We start from the raw sequence: 14,838 nt of genomic DNA on the forward strand, positions 1-14,838 counted from the left end.
AGCAACGTGTTTGTCGTGGTAATTTACTTGCTATATAAATCAATCAGTTAAATGTCACCTTTTGACGACAACGTATTGGCGGGATTGTCGTTATTTTCCGACAGTTTAGAGATTATGCGGATTTTAGTAAGGTCGCCATGAATGGCGGACCTGCAAAACGCGCAGAATAAAAAAGGCCGCTGTTTAGCGGCCTTTGTTTTGTTATCCCAACTGCTTACGCGCGTTGCGGAAGATACGCATCCACGGGCTGTCTTCGCCCCACTCTGCCGGATGCCAGGAGTTGCTCACGGTACGGAACACACGCTCTGGGTGCGGCATCATAATGGTGACGCGTCCGCTCTCGTTGGTTACCGCAGTGATGCCGTTAGGCGATCCGTTCGGGTTAGCCGGATAGCTTTCTGTCACTTTGCCGAAGTTATCGACGAAGCGCAGCGCCACCAAACCTTTGCTCTCCAGCTGTGCCAGATGCGCGCCGTCACGCACTTCGACAAAACCTTCACCGTGCGATACCGCGATTGGCATATGCGATCCGACCATGCCATCCAGCAGCAGCGATGGGCTCGCCGCTACTTCAACCAGGCTGAAACGCGCTTCGAAACGCTCGGACTGGTTGCGCACAAAGCGTGGCCACAGCTCGCTTCCTGGAATCAGCTCGCGCAGGTTCGACATCATCTGACAACCGTTACACACGCCAAGTGCCAGCGTTTGTGGACGATGGAAGAAGTTTTCGAACTCATCACGCACGCGACCGTTGAACAGGATGGATTTCGCCCAGCCTTCACCCGCGCCCAGCACGTCACCGTACGAGAAGCCACCGCAGGCGACCAGCGCCTGGAACTCTTCCAGACCGCGACGGCCCGCCAGCAGATCGCTCATATGCACGTCAACTGCAGTAAAGCCCGCACGATGGAAGGCGGCGGCCATCTCTACGTGTGAGTTAACGCCCTGCTCACGCAGCACTGCCACACGCGGACGTGCGCCCGTCGCAATCATAGGTGCCGCAACATCTTCTTCTGGTTTGAAGGTCAGATGGACGTTCAGACCTGGGTCGTTATCGTCTTTCTTCGCTTCATGCTCCTGATCGGCACAGGCTGGGTTATCACGCAGACGCTGCATCTGCCAGGTGGTTTCTGCCCACCAGGTACGCAGCGTGCTACGGCTTTCGCTGTACACCGCGCTGTCGCCAGAGCGGATCACGAAGCGATCGCCTGGCAGGGCTTTACCAATCACGTGCAGGTTAGCGCTCAGACCGTGGTCAGCGAACACCTTCTCGACGGCTGCACGATCCGCTGCGTTGATCTGCAGCACCGCGCCCAGCTCTTCGGTGAACAATGCGGCTAACGCATCGCTGCCCAGCGCGGCGATATCGGCTTCGATACCGCAGTGACCGGTGAAGGCCATCTCCGCCAGCGTGACCAGCAGGCCGCCGTCAGAACGGTCGTGGTAAGCCAGCAGTTTCTGCTCGGCCACCAGCGCCTGAATGGCGTTGAAGAAGCCCGCCAGCTGCGTAGCATCACGCACGTCGGCAGGCTTATCGCCCAGCTGACGATAAACCTGCGACAGCGCAGTCGCGCCAAGGGTGTTCGCGCCGTTGCCGAGATCCACCAGCAGCAGCAGGTTGTCTTGATCCGCCTGCAACTGCGGCGTCACGGTGCGACGCACATCTTCCACGCGCGCAAAGGCGGTGATCACCAGCGACAGCGGCGAGGTCATTTCGCGCTGCTCAGTGCCTTGCTGCCAGCGGGTTTTCATCGACATCGAGTCTTTGCCTACCGGAATGGTGATACCCAGCGCGGGACACAACTCTTCGCCGACCGCTTTAACCGCCGCGTACAAGCCCGCGTCTTCGCCTGGATGACCGGCGGCGGCCATCCAGTTCGCAGAGAGCTTAACGCGTTGCAGCGAACCAATGGAGGTTGCGGCGATGTTGGTCAGCGCTTCACCGACGGCGAGGCGACCTGAAGCCGCGAAGTCGAGCAATGCGACGGGTGCACGTTCACCAAGCGAGAAGGCTTCACCGTGATAGCTATCGAGGCTGGCGGTGGTGACGGCGCAGTTCGCGACCGGAATCTGCCACGGTCCTACCATCTGATCGCGCGCGACCATGCCGGTTACGCTGCGGTCACCAATGGTGATCAGGAAGGTTTTTTCCGCCACGGTCGGCAGGTGCAGCACACGATTCACCGCATCCGCTACGCTAATCCCGTCACGCTGCAGCGCTTCGCCGTTGGCCTGCTGGCTGGCAACATCACGCGTCATTTTCGGTGTTTTGCCCAGCAGCACGTCGAGCGGCATGTCGATTGGCTTGTTGTCGAAATGGCTGTCGGCGAGGTTCAGATGCAGCTCTTCGGTGGCTTCACCGATGACCGCATAAGGCGCGCGTTCACGCTGGCACAGCTCGTCGAACAGCGCCAGTTTCTCCGGCGCGACCGCCAGCACATAACGTTCCTGCGACTCGTTACACCATACTTCCAGCGGACTCATGCCTGGCTCATCGCTGAGGATGTCGCGCAGGTTGAAGTTACCGCCACGATTACCGTCGCTCACCAGCTCTGGCATGGCGTTCGAAAGGCCGCCCGCGCCGACGTCGTGGATGAACAGAATCGGGTTGGCTTCGCCCAGCTGCCAGCAGCGGTCGATCACTTCCTGGCAACGACGTTCCATCTCTGGGTTGTCGCGCTGTACTGACGCAAAGTCGAGATCGGCATCCGATTGGCCTGATGCCATTGACGATGCCGCGCCGCCGCCCAGACCGATGTTCATAGCCGGGCCACCCAGCACGATCAGCTTGGCGCCGACCACGATCTCGCCTTTCTGCACGTGATCGGCACGGATATTACCGATGCCGCCCGCCAGCATGATGGGCTTGTGATAGCCGCGCAGCTCCACGCCATTGTGGCTGTTGACGCGCTCTTCGTAGGTACGGAAGTAGCCGTTGAGGGCTGGACGACCAAATTCGTTGTTGAACGCCGCGCCGCCCAATGGACCTTCGGTCATGATATCCAGCGCGGTGACGATGCGATCCGGCTTACCGAAATCCTCTTCCCACGGCTGTTCAAAGCCCGGAATACGCAGGTTCGATACCGAGAAACCGACCAGACCGGCTTTGGGCTTCGCGCCACGTCCGGTTGCGCCTTCGTCACGAATTTCGCCACCGGAACCGGTCGCGGCACCCGGCCACGGTGAAATGGCGGTTGGGTGGTTATGGGTTTCGACTTTCATCAGGATATGTGCGGCTTCCTGATGGAATTCATATTCGCCCTTCTGCGCATCGGCGTAGAAGCGGCCAACCTCAGAACCTTCCATTACCGCAGCGTTGTCTTTATAGGCAGACAGCACGTGCTCAGGATTGTGTTCAAAGGTGTTCTTGATCATTTTAAACAGCGACTTTGGCTGCTTTTCGCCGTCGATAATCCAGTCGGCATTGAAGATCTTGTGACGACAGTGCTCGGAGTTTGCCTGCGCAAACATGTAGAGCTCGATGTCGTTTGGATTGCGGCCCAGCTTAGTAAAGGCATCAAGCAGGTAATCGATCTCATCATCAGCCAGCGCCAGACCCAGCGTGGTGTTGGCCTGCTCCAGCGCGCTGCGGCCTGCGCCCAGCACATCAACGCTTTTCAGCGGCTGCGGCTGATGGTGAGCAAACAGCTGCTGCGCATCGTTGAGATCAGCGAACACCGTTTCCATCATGCGGTCATGCAACAGGCTCGCCAGCTGCTGCCATTGTGCTTCCGTGAGCTCAGGTGCCTGCACATAGAAGGCCATACCGCGCTCAAGACGCAAGACCTGTGGCAGATCGCAGTTATGGGCGATGTCGGTGGCTTTCGATGACCACGGTGAGATGGTGCCGGGACGCGGCGTTACCAGCAACAGACGCCCTTGTGGCGCGTGTTCGGCGAGAGAAGGACCGTATTTCAGCAGGCGTTGCAGGCGGGCTTGCTCATCCGCGCTGAGCGGTGCACTAACATCGGCAAAATGGACGTACTCGGCGTAAATATCACTCACCGGAAGGTGAGCGTCCTGAAAGCGGGTCAGCAGTTTGTTTACACGAAATGCCGACAGAGCGGGCGAACCACGCAGAATTTCCATCATTAAAGATCTCTCGTCTTTGAAGTGCCGGGCGACGCTTCATTGGGCGCAACAGGGGAAAACGGGCGGTATTATAGAGAAACAGCTCGGGTTACGAAACCGTTTGCGCATAAATTCTGGCACCTGGCGTTTGGCTGAATTTTGCACAATTCTTGCTATAAAAGTTGCCCTGCCCCTTTTTGTTGCGCAAAATGCCCCTCGCTCTGGGAGTTAAAACAACATAAATACTGCCTTTAAAAGACAGAGGCCTGTGAGCCATTACGAGACAACTATTTGAAACGCCTAAAAATAAACTATCTGTTTATCGGTCTGATCACCGTGCTACTTGCGCTAGCATTGTGGCCTTCAATCCCGTGGTACGGGGGCGGAACAGACGCGCTATCACAGATCAAATCACGCGGAGTGCTGCGCATCAGTACCGTTAACTCTCCGCTGACTTACTACACCATTAACAATGCACCAGCCGGTATGGATTACGAGCTGGCGAAGCGCTTCGCCGATTACCTTGGCGTGAAACTGGAAGTTGAGGTGCGTCCTAATCTCGGCGATCTGTTTGACGACCTTGATGACGGTAAAGCGGATTTGCTGGCGGCCGGCTTGATCTACAACAGCGAGCGCCTCGCGCACTACCAAAGTGGCCCGAGCTACTATTCGGTGTCGCAGCAGCTGGTGTACCGCATTGATAAGCCTCGCCCTAAGAATCTCGGCGATCTCAAAGGCCGCCTGATTGTGCAGTCCGGTTCGGCATATCTGTCAACTTTACGTTCCGCCAAAGCTGACAGCTATCCCGATCTCGACTGGGCGATCTCCACCGATCAGGGCCAGAAAGCGCTGCTTGAAGCGGTTGCTGACGGCAAACTCGATTACACGGTGGGCGATTCGGTCACCATCGGCCTGCTGCAGCGCATTCATCCGCAGCTGGCGGTGGCGTTTGATGTGACCGACGAAGAGCCGGTCACCTGGTATTTACCGCGCAACGAAGACGACAGCCTGAGTGCGGCGATGCTCGACTTCTACAGCCAGATGGGCGAGGAAGGCACGATGGCGCGGCTGGAAGAGAAGTATCTCGGCCACGTTGGCACCTTCGATTACGTTGATACCCGCACCTTCCTGCGCGCCATTGATAACACGCTGCCGGATATCAAACCGCTGTTTGAGAAATATTCCGCCAGCATGGATTGGCGTTTACTGGCGGCAATATCTTATCAGGAGTCGCACTGGAATCCGCAGGCCACATCGCCAACCGGCGTGCGCGGCATGATGATGTTGACGCGTAATACCGCCGACAGCCTTGACGTTAACGATCGCCTCGATCCCGAACAGAGCATTCGCGGCGGCAGCGAATATCTCAAGCGCATGATGGAGAAAGTCCCGGAAACGATTCCTGAAGATGAACGTATCTGGTTCGCGCTGGCGGCATATAACATGGGTTACGCGCACATGCTGGACGTACGCAAGCTGACGGCGAAACAGGGCGGCAATCCCGACAGCTGGGCCGATGTGAAGCTGCGTTTGCCGATGTTGAGCCAGAAGCGCTATTACACGCAAACCACCTACGGCTACGCGCGCGGCCACGAAGCTTATAACTACGTGGAGAATATCCGTAAGTATCAGATTAGCCTGGTGGGATATTTGCAGGAGCAGGAGAAACGTTTAGCGCAGCAGTCGGCACTGGAAGCGGAGTTAGGCGCCGGTTACCCGGCGGTCGAACCGAAAATTGCGATGAATTAGCCGGTGCGCTGCGCCTGACGCAGCGCCTTCTTCTGCTCGCGACGCATGCGGAAAAAGTCACTCAGCATCCCGGCACACTCTTCCGCCAGCACACCGCAATCAATCTGAATTTGATGATTCATGCCGGGATGACCAATCACATCCAGCAGTGAACCGGCCGCGCCGGTTTTCTCATCTTTAGCGCCGTACACCAGCCGCGTGATGCGGCCGTGCACCATCGCACCGGCGCACATCACGCAGGGTTCCAGCGTGACATACAGCGTGGTATCCAGCAGACGATAGTTTTCCAGTACTTTGCCGCCCTGACGCAGGGCCATGATCTCGGCATGTGCGGTAGGATCGTGCTGGCCAATCGGCCGGTTCCAGCCCTCGCCAATCACCTTGTCGCCCTGCACCAGCACCGCACCAACCGGCACTTCGCCCTGCTCCCACGCGCGCTTCGCCAGTTCCAGCGCATAACGCATCCAATATTCATCAGTTTGTGGGTTCACCGGGCAACTCCTGCGGGCAGTAAAAGGCGGCGCATTATAGCGATGCTGCTGCCGGAATCGAAGCGTTATTCCAGTTGTTGCAGCTCACCGCGCGGCGTGACGCGCCAGCGGTGCTGACAGAAGAACAGCAGCGGGTTGTCCTGTTTGCTGTCGCTGTAGCCGCTATACAGTTGCAGCGGCGTGCCGATTTTCTCCTCCAGCTGTGCCACCTTTTCATGGCCGAGGCAGCGCATCGACAGCAAACGTCCGCCGCGGCCCGGTTTCATCTGGCTGGCAATCAGCTGTACGCGCGGCAGGAAGGCCGAGTCGAAATAGACTTGCTCTACCAGCGACTGCGGCGAACCGGTAATTAGCCAGACATCGGCATCGCTGCTGCTGAGATAGTCGGTGAGTCGCTGCTGCACCACCGGAAACGCAGTAACACGCTGGCGGAACCACTCAGCGAATTCAGCCTCGCGTTGGCGCAGACGTTTTTCGCTGTGGCCAAAAGTAATCGCCCACAGTAATAAACTCATTGGCCAGCGTGCGGCGCGGCCTTTGATCAGCATGCCAAGACCAATCACCGGTAACAGCGGCACCACCAGCAGCAGATTGATCGGCTGACGTCGCAGCAGATAGCGCATAAAGGTGCCAAACATGTCTTGCTGATGCAGCGTGCCATCGAGATCGAAAAACACCACGCGTCGTTGTGTACCCTTTGTCAAACAGCACTCCTTCTCTATCCTTCGTGGTTTCTGCACTACAGTGTAGCCAGCTTCGGCGTTCAGGGCGAAAGCTGCTATTTTTAATTCCAGTGACTACAATGCCATTTGAATAGTTTATTCTTCGCGTTTACGCGCTGTTTGCGGATAAAGGAATTAAGGATCGAACCATGAGTTCATTGCTGCGCATTCGTCAGCTCTACCCTCGACTGGCGCTAAATGAGCGCCGGCTGGCGGATTTTTTGCTGTCGCAGCCGGATCGTGCACGGCATCTCAGTTCACAAAAACTCGCTGAGGAATCGGGCGTTAGCCAGTCCAGCGTGGTGAAGTTTGCCCAGAAGCTGGGCTACAAAGGGTTTCCAGCGCTGAAGCTGGCGCTGAGCGAATCGATGGCCGATCGCGATGCGATTACCGTGCATAACCATATTCTCAGCGACGATCCGCTGAAAGTGGTCGGCGAAAAGCTGCTGACCGAAAAGATCTCGGCGATCCGCGCCACGCTGGACATCAATAGCGAAGAGAAGCTGCTGCAAACCTTGCAGCTGCTGAAAAATGCCAATCGGATTTTGCTGGTTGGCATCGGCGCGTCCGGTTTAGTGGCGAAAGATTTTTCGTGGAAGCTGATGAAGATCGGCATCAATGCGGTGGCGGAGCAGGATATGCACGCTTTGCTCGCCAGCGTGCAAGCGATGGCGCCGGGCGATGTGCTGCTGGCGATTTCCTATACTGGCGAACGTCGCGAAATCAATCTGGCGGCGCAGGAAGCGGCGCAGGTCGGTGCCGATGTGCTGGCCTTTACCGGCTTTACGCCGAATGCTCTGCAGCAGTGCGCCACGGTTTGCCTCTACACCGTGGCGGAAGAGCAGAGCACGCGCAGTGCGGCGATCTCGTCGACCAGCGCGCAGCTGGCGTTGACCGATCTGCTGTTTATGGCGCTGGTACAAAACGATCCTGAACGCGCCTCCAGCCACATTCGCCACAGCGAAGCGTTGGTGAAAAAGCTGGTCTGATGAGATCAGGCGCGTATAATACCCGCGCCTTTTCTGCTGTTATTGGACTTCTGCTATGGCCTTGCTCATCACCACCAAATGCATCAATTGCGATATGTGCGAACCTGAATGCCCAAACCAGGCAATCAGCTTAGGCGACGCGATCTATGAAATTGATGTCGACCGCTGCACCGAGTGCGTGGGCCATTATGATGTGCCGACCTGCCAAAGCGTCTGTCCGATTGATAACACCATCATTACCGATCCACAGCACCCGGAAAGCCGCGAGGCGCTGTGGGAGAAGTTCGTGGTGTTGCACCCTTAGTTCTCGATAATCACCGTTGCGCAGGCGTAATGGCGTTCATCCGCTAACGTCACATGCACATGCTTCACGCCGAGCTGGCTGGCAATCACCCTGGCCTGCTCAAAGAAACGTAATCCCGGTTTGCCCAGCGCATCGTTGTACACTTCGAACTGATTGAAGGCCAGGCCACCGCGAATGCCGGTGCCAAACGCTTTCGCTGCCGCCTCTTTCACCGCAAAACGCTTAGCCAGAAAGCGCACCGGTTGCTGGTGCGCCTGATATTGCTGCCACTCGGCTTCGCTTAATACGCGACGCGCCAGACGGTCGCCGGAGCGCTCAATGACGCCAGCAATGCGCTCGATCTCTACGATATCGCTGCCGAGCCCGAGAATCGCCATTAGCGACGCGCTTCCCGCATCAGCTGCTTCATTTCGCTGACCGCATCGGCCAAACCGCTGAACAGCGCGCGACCAATAATCGCATGGCCAATATTCAGCTCGTGCATTTCCGGCAATTCAGCAATCGGCTGCACATTGTGGTAAGTCAAACCGTGGCCGGCATTGACTTTCAGGCCCAGACTGGCGGCGAAAGTCGCGGCTTTGCGGATGCGCGACAGCTCAGCCTGGCGCGCGAGACCTTCGGGCGCTTCGGCATAGGCACCGGTGTGAATTTCGATATAAGGCGCGCCGCTGGCAACCGCCGCTTCAATCTGGCGGTGATCGGCATCGATAAACAGTGACACCAGAATGCCGGCGTCGCTTAACAGGCGCACCGCAGCATTGATTTTATCCTGCTGACCCGCCACATCCAGCCCGCCTTCGGTGGTCACTTCCTGACGCTTTTCCGGCACCAGACAAACGAAGTGCGGCTTGATTTCGCAGGCAATGTCGATCATCTCGTCCGTTACCGCCATCTCCAGATTCATGCGCGTCTGGATGGTGTCACGCAAAATGCGTACATCGCGATCGGTGATGTGACGGCGATCTTCACGCAGATGCACGGTAATGCCGTCAGCGCCGGCCTGCTCAGCAACAAACGCGGCCTGCACCGGATCGGGATAGTTTGTACCACGTGCGTTACGTACGGTGGCAATGTGGTCAATGTTGACGCCTAACAGCAACTCAGCCATGACAATCCTTAAATGTGTTCAGTGTGTTTGCAGTGTACCGCGCTGAATATATCAGGCGGTACGACCAGCGCTAGTCGTTTGCCACATCGGGTTTCTTTTTTGGCACAAACTGGCGAAACAGTTCCTGACTCTTCAGCGGTTTGCCGCCAAGATAGGGTTTGAGCGCCATACGCGTAAAGCGTTTGGCGGCGCGCAGAGTATCGGCATCGGGAAATTCGCGCTCCCACAACGCACGCAGCTGGCGGCCGGTAAAGCTGCGTTGATTGACCACCAAACTGGCGATAAAACCCTTCTCTTCCCGGTAGCTGTAGGTCATGCCATCAGCCACCTCTTCGCCGCTGCCGGCACAGTGCAGAAAATCCACGCCGTAACCGAGATGCCCGAGTAGCGCCAGCTCAAAGCGGCGCAGCGCCGGTTCAGGCGAGCCGTTGCCTGCCGCCAGCGTTTGGATGCAATTCAGGTAATCAAAGAACATATCAGAGAAGGGAATTTGCTGCTCCAGCACGCGCGACAGCAGCTCGTTGACGTAGAGCCCGCAATAGAGCGTAATGCCGCTGAGCGGCAATGCCAGCGAAACGGCTTCGGCATTGCGCAGCGTTTTGACATCACCGCGTCCACCCCAGCGCACCAGCAGTGGCGTAAAGGGTTGCAGTGCACCTTTTAGTTGGGAGCGGCGCGAGCGGGCGCCTTTAGCAAGGACGCGGACGCGCCCTTCGCTTTCGCTGAACAGATCGAGGAGTAGGCTGGTTTCGCTGTAAGGGCGACTATGCAGCACAAAGGCGCGTTGCCAGCCTTCCATTACTTAACCTTCGTCAGAGTAACCTAAGCTGCGCAGCGCACGTTCATCGTCCGCCCAGCCCGATTTCACTTTAACCCACAGTTCGAGATGCACTTTCGCTTCAAACATCTCTTCCATGTCTTTACGCGATTCAATGCCGATGGTTTTGATCTTGGCGCCTTTATTACCGATGACCATTTTCTTCTGGCCTTCGCGCTCAACAAGGATCAGGCCATTGATGTCGTAGCCGCCGCGATCGTTCGAAACAAATTGCTCAATTTCGACGGTAACGGAGTAAGGCAGTTCAGCACCCAGGAAGCGCATTAACTTTTCACGGATGATCTCAGACGCCATAAAGCGCTGCGAGCGGTCGGTGACATAATCTTCCGGGAAATGATGCTCAGATTTTGGCAGGCATTTACGCGCAATCGCCGCAATCGCGTCGACATTTTTGCCGCTTTCCGCTGAGATAGGGACGATTTCAAGGAAGTTCATCTGCTGGCTAAGGAACTGCAGATGCGGTAACAGAATGCTCTTATCCTGGATGTTGTCGACTTTATTGATCGCCAATACCACCGGAACTTTGTTATCACGCAGCTTGTTGAGCACCATCTCGTCGTCTGGTGTCCAGCGCGTGCCTTCAACCACAAAGATCACCAGCTCAACGTCACCAATGGAGCTGCTGGCGGCACGGTTCATCAGGCGGTTGATCGCCCGTTTCTCTTCCATGTGCAGCCCTGGCGTATCCACGTAGATCGCCTGATAAGCGCCTTCGGTGTGGATGCCCATAATACGGTGACGCGTGGTTTGCGGCTTGCGTGACGTGATCGACACTTTCTGCCCCAGCAACTGGTTCAGCAAAGTGGATTTACCGACGTTTGGTCGGCCTACAATCGCGACAAAGCCGCTGTATGTTTCGAGTTCGCTCATTCGAGTCCTGACTTGGGCAGCGCCGCTTTCGACGCTGCAATGTGACTATTTATTCGAGGCCAAGCTTAATTAACGCCTGTTCGGCGGCTGCTTGCTCGGCTTTACGGCGGCTGGAGCCAATGCCCACCACCGGTTCTGCCATGCCACTCACCTGACAGTGAATGGTGAATTCCTGATCGTGGGCTTCGCCACGCACCTGCACCACCAAATACGACGGCAGCGGCAGATGACGTCCCTGCAAATACTCCTGCAGGCGCGTTTTCGGATCTTTTTGCTTATCGCCCGGACTGATCTGTTCCAGTCGTGAGTGATACCAGTCGAGAATTAACTTTTCGACGGTTTGAATGCTGCTATCGAGGAAGATGCCGCCAATTAAGGCTTCAACGGTATCCGCGAGGATCGATTCACGACGGAAACCGCCGCTTTTCAGCTCGCCCGGACCGAGGCGTAAACATTCGCCAAGGTCGAACTCTCGCGCCATCTCCGCCAGCGTATTGCCGCGCACCAGCGTGGCACGCATACGGCTCATGTCGCCTTCATCCACACGCGGGAAGCGGTGATAGAGCGCATTGGCAATCACGTAGCTGAGAATAGAATCGCCAAGAAATTCAAGACGTTCATTGTGTTTGCTACTGGCGCTACGATGCGTCAGTGCCTGCTGCAATAAATCCGGATGAGTAAAAGTGTAGCCCAGTTTGCGCTGCAGCTTGTTAATGACGATGGGGTTCATGCTATTCCAGTTGTTCTGTGCGCCTATCACTGCATACGAAACAGGGCTGAGGTTCCAACCTGGTCTGTTTCGTGTGCACTGGCCTCCCGAAAGAGAGGCCAACCTTTTTTGAAGCTAATTAGTGAATCCCACCAATGCGGCTAAAGCGCACGCCGGTCGGCCACTGTCCTTCTTGTTTCTCGAAGCTCATCCAGATGGCCACCGCTTTGCCGACCAGATTCTTCTCGGGCACAAAGCCCCAGTAGCGGCTGTCGGCGCTGTTATCGCGGTTATCACCCATCATGAAATATTGCCCTTGCGGCACAATCCAGGTCGATTGCGGCTGGCCCGGCTGCTGATAATACATGCTTGCCTGACTTTGCGCTTCGTTTACCAGCAAGATATCGTGCGTTACGTTGCCCAATGTCTCTTTGCGGGTGCCGAGACGCAGGCCGCCCTTCATGGTTTCGCCCTGCGGCGCCTGGAAGAAGCCGTTGCCGGTTTCATTGCCATCAAAGCCGCTGAAGGTTTGAATGAAGTTGCTTGGCTCAACGTTAGTGTAAGTCACTGGCAGCGCCGTGTCGCAACTGCCGCTGCTGCAACCCGGATTGATGGTCAGGGTTTTGCTGTAAGGATCAAACACCACTTTATCGCCCGGCAAGCCAATCACGCGCTTGATGTAGTCCACGCTGGGATCTTTCGGGTATTTGAATACCGCGACATCACCGCGCTGCGGATGGCCAGTTGGGATCAGTGTGGTTTGGGTAATCGGATCTTTAATACCGTAAGCAAACTTCTCCACGAGGATGAAGTCACCAATAAGCAGCGTTGGCATCATTGAGCCCGAGGGAATCTGGAACGGCTCAAAAATAAACGAACGCACGATCAACACCACCGCCAGCACCGGGAACACCGATGCGGTGGTTTCAACCCAACCCGGCTGCGCGGCTACTTTCGCCAGCGTTTTACTGTCGAGTGCGTTGCCGGCCTGCGCTTGCGCGGCAGCCTGCTTCGCACGACGCGCCGGTGCCCATTTAAAGCGATCGATACACCAGATAACGCCAGTGATCAGCGTTGCGATCACTAAAACCAGGGCGAACATGTTAGCCATTAAAAATCCTTATTTGCTGTCTTTACCGACATGCAGAATGGCAAGGAATGCTTCCTGCGGCAGCTCAACGTTGCCGACCTGCTTCATTCGCTTCTTACCGTCTTTCTGCTTCTGCAACAGTTTCTTCTTACGGCTCACGTCACCGCCATAGCATTTCGCCAGGACGTTTTTACGCAGCTGTTTTACCGTTGAGCGAGCGATAATGTGGTTGCCGATTGCCGCCTGAATCGCAATATCGAACTGCTGACGTGGGATCAGATCTTTCATCTTCTCCACCAGGTCGCGGCCACGATATTGTGAGTTATCACGGTGAGTAATCAGCGCCAGCGCATCAACACGTTCTGAGTTAATCATCACGTCGACACGCACCATGTCAGAGGTCTGGAAACGTTTGAAGTTGTAATCCAGCGAAGCATAACCGCGCGAGGTTGATTTCAGACGGTCGAAGAAGTCAAGAACCACTTCCGCCATCGGGATCTCATACGTCAGCGCAACCTGCTTGCCGTGGTAAACCATGTTGGTTTGCACGCCACGTTTTTCAATACACAGCGTAATGACGTTGCCGAGGAACTCCTGCGGCAGCAGCATGTGACACTCAGCAATCGGCTCACGCAGCTCGGCAATATTATTCAGCGGTGGCAGCTTCGACGGGCTATCAACATAGATAGTTTCACCGTCGGTGGTTTCCACTTCATACACTACGGTTGGTGCAGTGGTGATCAGATCCAGATCGTATTCACGCTCCAGACGTTCCTGAATGATCTCCATGTGCAGCAGACCAAGGAAGCCGATGCGGAAACCGAAGCCCAGCGCCGTTGAGCTCTCTGGCTCGTAGAACAGTGACGCATCGTTCAGGCTCAATTTGCCCAGCGCATCACGGAACGCTTCATAGTCGTCAGAACTGATTGGGAACAGACCGGCGTAAACCTGTGGCTTCACTTTCTTGAAGCCAGGCAACACTTTCTCCGCCGGATTGCGCTGCAAGGTTAGCGTATCGCCCACCGGTGCGCCGAGGATGTCTTTAATCGCACACACCAGCCAGCCTACTTCACCGCAGTTCAGCTCGTTGCGATCAACACGCTTCGGCGTGAAGATGCCGAGACGGTCAGCGTTGTAGCTTTGACCGGAGCTCATGACTTTAACTTTGTCACCTTTACGCAGCGTGCCGTTCTTAATACGAATCAGCGATACCACGCCAAGGTAGTTATCGAACCAGGAATCGATGATCAGCGCCTGCAGCGGGCCTTCCGGATCGCCTTCTGGCGGCGGGATGTCACGCACCAGACGTTCCAGCACGTCGGGTACGCCGACGCCGGTTTTCGCCGAGCAACGCACCGCATCGGTGGCGTCAATGCCGACGATATCTTCAATCTCTTCCGCTACACGTTCTGGATCGGCGGCAGGCAGGTCGATTTTGTTCAATACCGGTACCACTTCCAGATCCATTTCCATTGCGGTGTAGCAGTTTGCCAGCGTCTGAGCTTCAACGCCCTGCCCTGCATCGACCACCAGCAATGCTCCTTCACACGCCGCCAGCGAGCGGGAAACTTCATACGAGAAGTCAACGTGACCGGGAGTATCGATAAAATTGAGCTGGTAAGTTTCACCGTCCTGCGCTTTGTAATCGAGCGTCACGCTCTGCGCTTTGATGGTAATGCCGCGCTCGCGTTCCAGATCCATGGAATCCAGAACCTGCGCCGCCATCTCACGATCGCTCAGGCCACCACAAATTTGAATCAAACGGTCAGAGAGCGTTGATTTGCCGTGGTCAATGTGAGCGATGATGGAGAAATTTCGTATGTGCTTCATTTATATGAATATCTTCACGTAGAAAATCAGTGGGAAACTTGAGCACGAACACATTCAGGAAAGTGAG

13 protein-coding genes are annotated in these 14,838 nt (G+C 56.2%); 3 read left to right on the forward strand and 10 right to left on the reverse strand.

Annotation, left to right across the window (positions count from 1 at the left end; all coding sequences use genetic code 11):
* Positions 1-201: 201 nt before the first annotated feature.
* Positions 202-4,092, reverse strand: a complete 3,891-nt coding sequence (gene purL / locus PO881_RS14295) for a phosphoribosylformylglycinamidine synthase (protein ID WP_192232987.1) — start codon at positions 4,090-4,092, stop codon at positions 202-204.
* A gap of 270 nt (positions 4,093-4,362) precedes the next feature.
* On the opposite strand from purL, the gene mltF reads away from it, so the two are divergent.
* Complete coding sequence (gene mltF / locus PO881_RS14300) at positions 4,363-5,820, forward strand: membrane-bound lytic murein transglycosylase MltF (RefSeq protein WP_110868275.1); 1,458 nt, start codon at positions 4,363-4,365, stop codon at positions 5,818-5,820.
* Here the strand turns inward: mltF and tadA are convergent.
* Together tadA and yfhb are read right to left on the reverse strand one after the other, a co-directional pair.
* Positions 5,817-6,311, reverse strand: a complete 495-nt coding sequence (gene tadA / locus PO881_RS14305) for a tRNA adenosine(34) deaminase TadA (RefSeq protein ID WP_192411380.1) — start codon at positions 6,309-6,311, stop codon at positions 5,817-5,819. The genes mltF and tadA overlap by 4 nt on opposite strands.
* 65 nt (positions 6,312-6,376) lie before the next feature.
* Positions 6,377-7,015 (reverse strand): phosphatidylglycerophosphatase C, encoded by a 639-nt coding sequence (gene yfhb / locus PO881_RS14310; RefSeq protein WP_192232985.1) that lies wholly within the window; start codon positions 7,013-7,015, stop codon positions 6,377-6,379.
* 167 nt (positions 7,016-7,182) lie between these two features.
* On the opposite strand from yfhb, the gene PO881_RS14315 reads away from it, so the two are divergent.
* Both PO881_RS14315 and PO881_RS14320 read left to right on the forward strand, forming a co-directional pair.
* Positions 7,183-8,022, forward strand: coding sequence for a MurR/RpiR family transcriptional regulator (locus tag PO881_RS14315; RefSeq protein WP_101763462.1), 840 nt, complete (start codon positions 7,183-7,185; stop codon positions 8,020-8,022).
* Positions 8,023-8,077: 55 nt separating this feature from the next.
* The gene (locus tag PO881_RS14320; protein WP_101763461.1) at positions 8,078-8,326 is read left to right on the forward strand and encodes a YfhL family 4Fe-4S dicluster ferredoxin; all 249 of its coding nucleotides are present in this window, start codon (positions 8,078-8,080) and stop codon (positions 8,324-8,326) included.
* Here PO881_RS14320 and acpS read toward each other — a convergent pair.
* The 7 genes from acpS to lepA form a co-directional block, all read right to left on the reverse strand.
* Complete coding sequence (gene acpS, locus PO881_RS14325; RefSeq protein WP_101763460.1) at positions 8,323-8,703, reverse strand: holo-ACP synthase; 381 nt, start codon at positions 8,701-8,703, stop codon at positions 8,323-8,325. The two genes, PO881_RS14320 and acpS, sit on opposite strands and share 4 nt — an antisense overlap.
* Complete coding sequence (gene pdxJ / locus PO881_RS14330) at positions 8,703-9,434, reverse strand: pyridoxine 5'-phosphate synthase (protein ID WP_007886179.1); 732 nt, start codon at positions 9,432-9,434, stop codon at positions 8,703-8,705. The genes acpS and pdxJ overlap by 1 nt, the downstream gene beginning before the upstream one ends.
* Before the next feature lie 70 nt (positions 9,435-9,504).
* A complete protein-coding gene (gene recO / locus PO881_RS14335; protein ID WP_008101510.1) occupies positions 9,505-10,233 on the reverse strand; it encodes a DNA repair protein RecO in 729 nt (242 codons plus the stop codon).
* 3 nt (positions 10,234-10,236) lie between these two features.
* Complete coding sequence (era, locus tag PO881_RS14340; RefSeq protein ID WP_008101512.1) at positions 10,237-11,142, reverse strand: GTPase Era; 906 nt, start codon at positions 11,140-11,142, stop codon at positions 10,237-10,239.
* Positions 11,143-11,191: 49 nt separating this feature from the next.
* Positions 11,192-11,872, reverse strand: coding sequence for a ribonuclease III (rnc, locus tag PO881_RS14345; RefSeq protein ID WP_036620136.1), 681 nt, complete (start codon positions 11,870-11,872; stop codon positions 11,192-11,194).
* A 118-nt stretch (positions 11,873-11,990) separates the two neighbouring features.
* On the reverse strand, positions 11,991-12,962 hold the full coding sequence (gene lepB, locus PO881_RS14350; RefSeq protein WP_101763459.1) for a signal peptidase I: 972 nt from the start codon (positions 12,960-12,962) through the stop codon (positions 11,991-11,993).
* Positions 12,963-12,971: 9 nt separating this feature from the next.
* Positions 12,972-14,771 (reverse strand): translation elongation factor 4, encoded by a 1,800-nt coding sequence (gene lepA, locus PO881_RS14355; RefSeq protein ID WP_101763458.1) that lies wholly within the window; start codon positions 14,769-14,771, stop codon positions 12,972-12,974.
* Positions 14,772-14,838 lie beyond the last annotated feature (67 nt).

Origin of the sequence: Pantoea sp. SS70 (assembly GCF_029866845.1) — a bacterium.
GTDB classification, from domain to species: domain Bacteria; phylum Pseudomonadota; class Gammaproteobacteria; order Enterobacterales; family Enterobacteriaceae; genus Pantoea; species Pantoea leporis.

Bases quoted from the DNA above. Each gene is read 5' to 3' on its own strand.
- purL (WP_192232987.1), bottom strand. From the start codon at position 4,092: ATGATGGAAATTCTGCGTGGTTCGCCCGCTCTGTCGGCATTTCGTGTA.
- PO881_RS14315 (WP_101763462.1), top strand. From the start codon at position 7,183: ATGAGTTCATTGCTGCGCATTCGTCAGCTCTACCCTCGACTGGCGCTA.
- PO881_RS14320 (WP_101763461.1), top strand. From the start codon at position 8,078: ATGGCCTTGCTCATCACCACCAAATGCATCAATTGCGATATGTGCGAA.
- acpS (WP_101763460.1), bottom strand. From the start codon at position 8,703: ATGGCGATTCTCGGGCTCGGCAGCGATATCGTAGAGATCGAGCGCATT.
- pdxJ (WP_007886179.1), bottom strand. From the start codon at position 9,434: ATGGCTGAGTTGCTGTTAGGCGTCAACATTGACCACATTGCCACCGTA.
- recO (WP_008101510.1), bottom strand. From the start codon at position 10,233: ATGGAAGGCTGGCAACGCGCCTTTGTGCTGCATAGTCGCCCTTACAGC.
- era (WP_008101512.1), bottom strand. From the start codon at position 11,142: ATGAGCGAACTCGAAACATACAGCGGCTTTGTCGCGATTGTAGGCCGA.
- rnc (WP_036620136.1), bottom strand. From the start codon at position 11,872: ATGAACCCCATCGTCATTAACAAGCTGCAGCGCAAACTGGGCTACACT.
- lepB (WP_101763459.1), bottom strand. From the start codon at position 12,962: ATGGCTAACATGTTCGCCCTGGTTTTAGTGATCGCAACGCTGATCACT.
- lepA (WP_101763458.1), bottom strand. From the start codon at position 14,771: ATGAAGCACATACGAAATTTCTCCATCATCGCTCACATTGACCACGGC.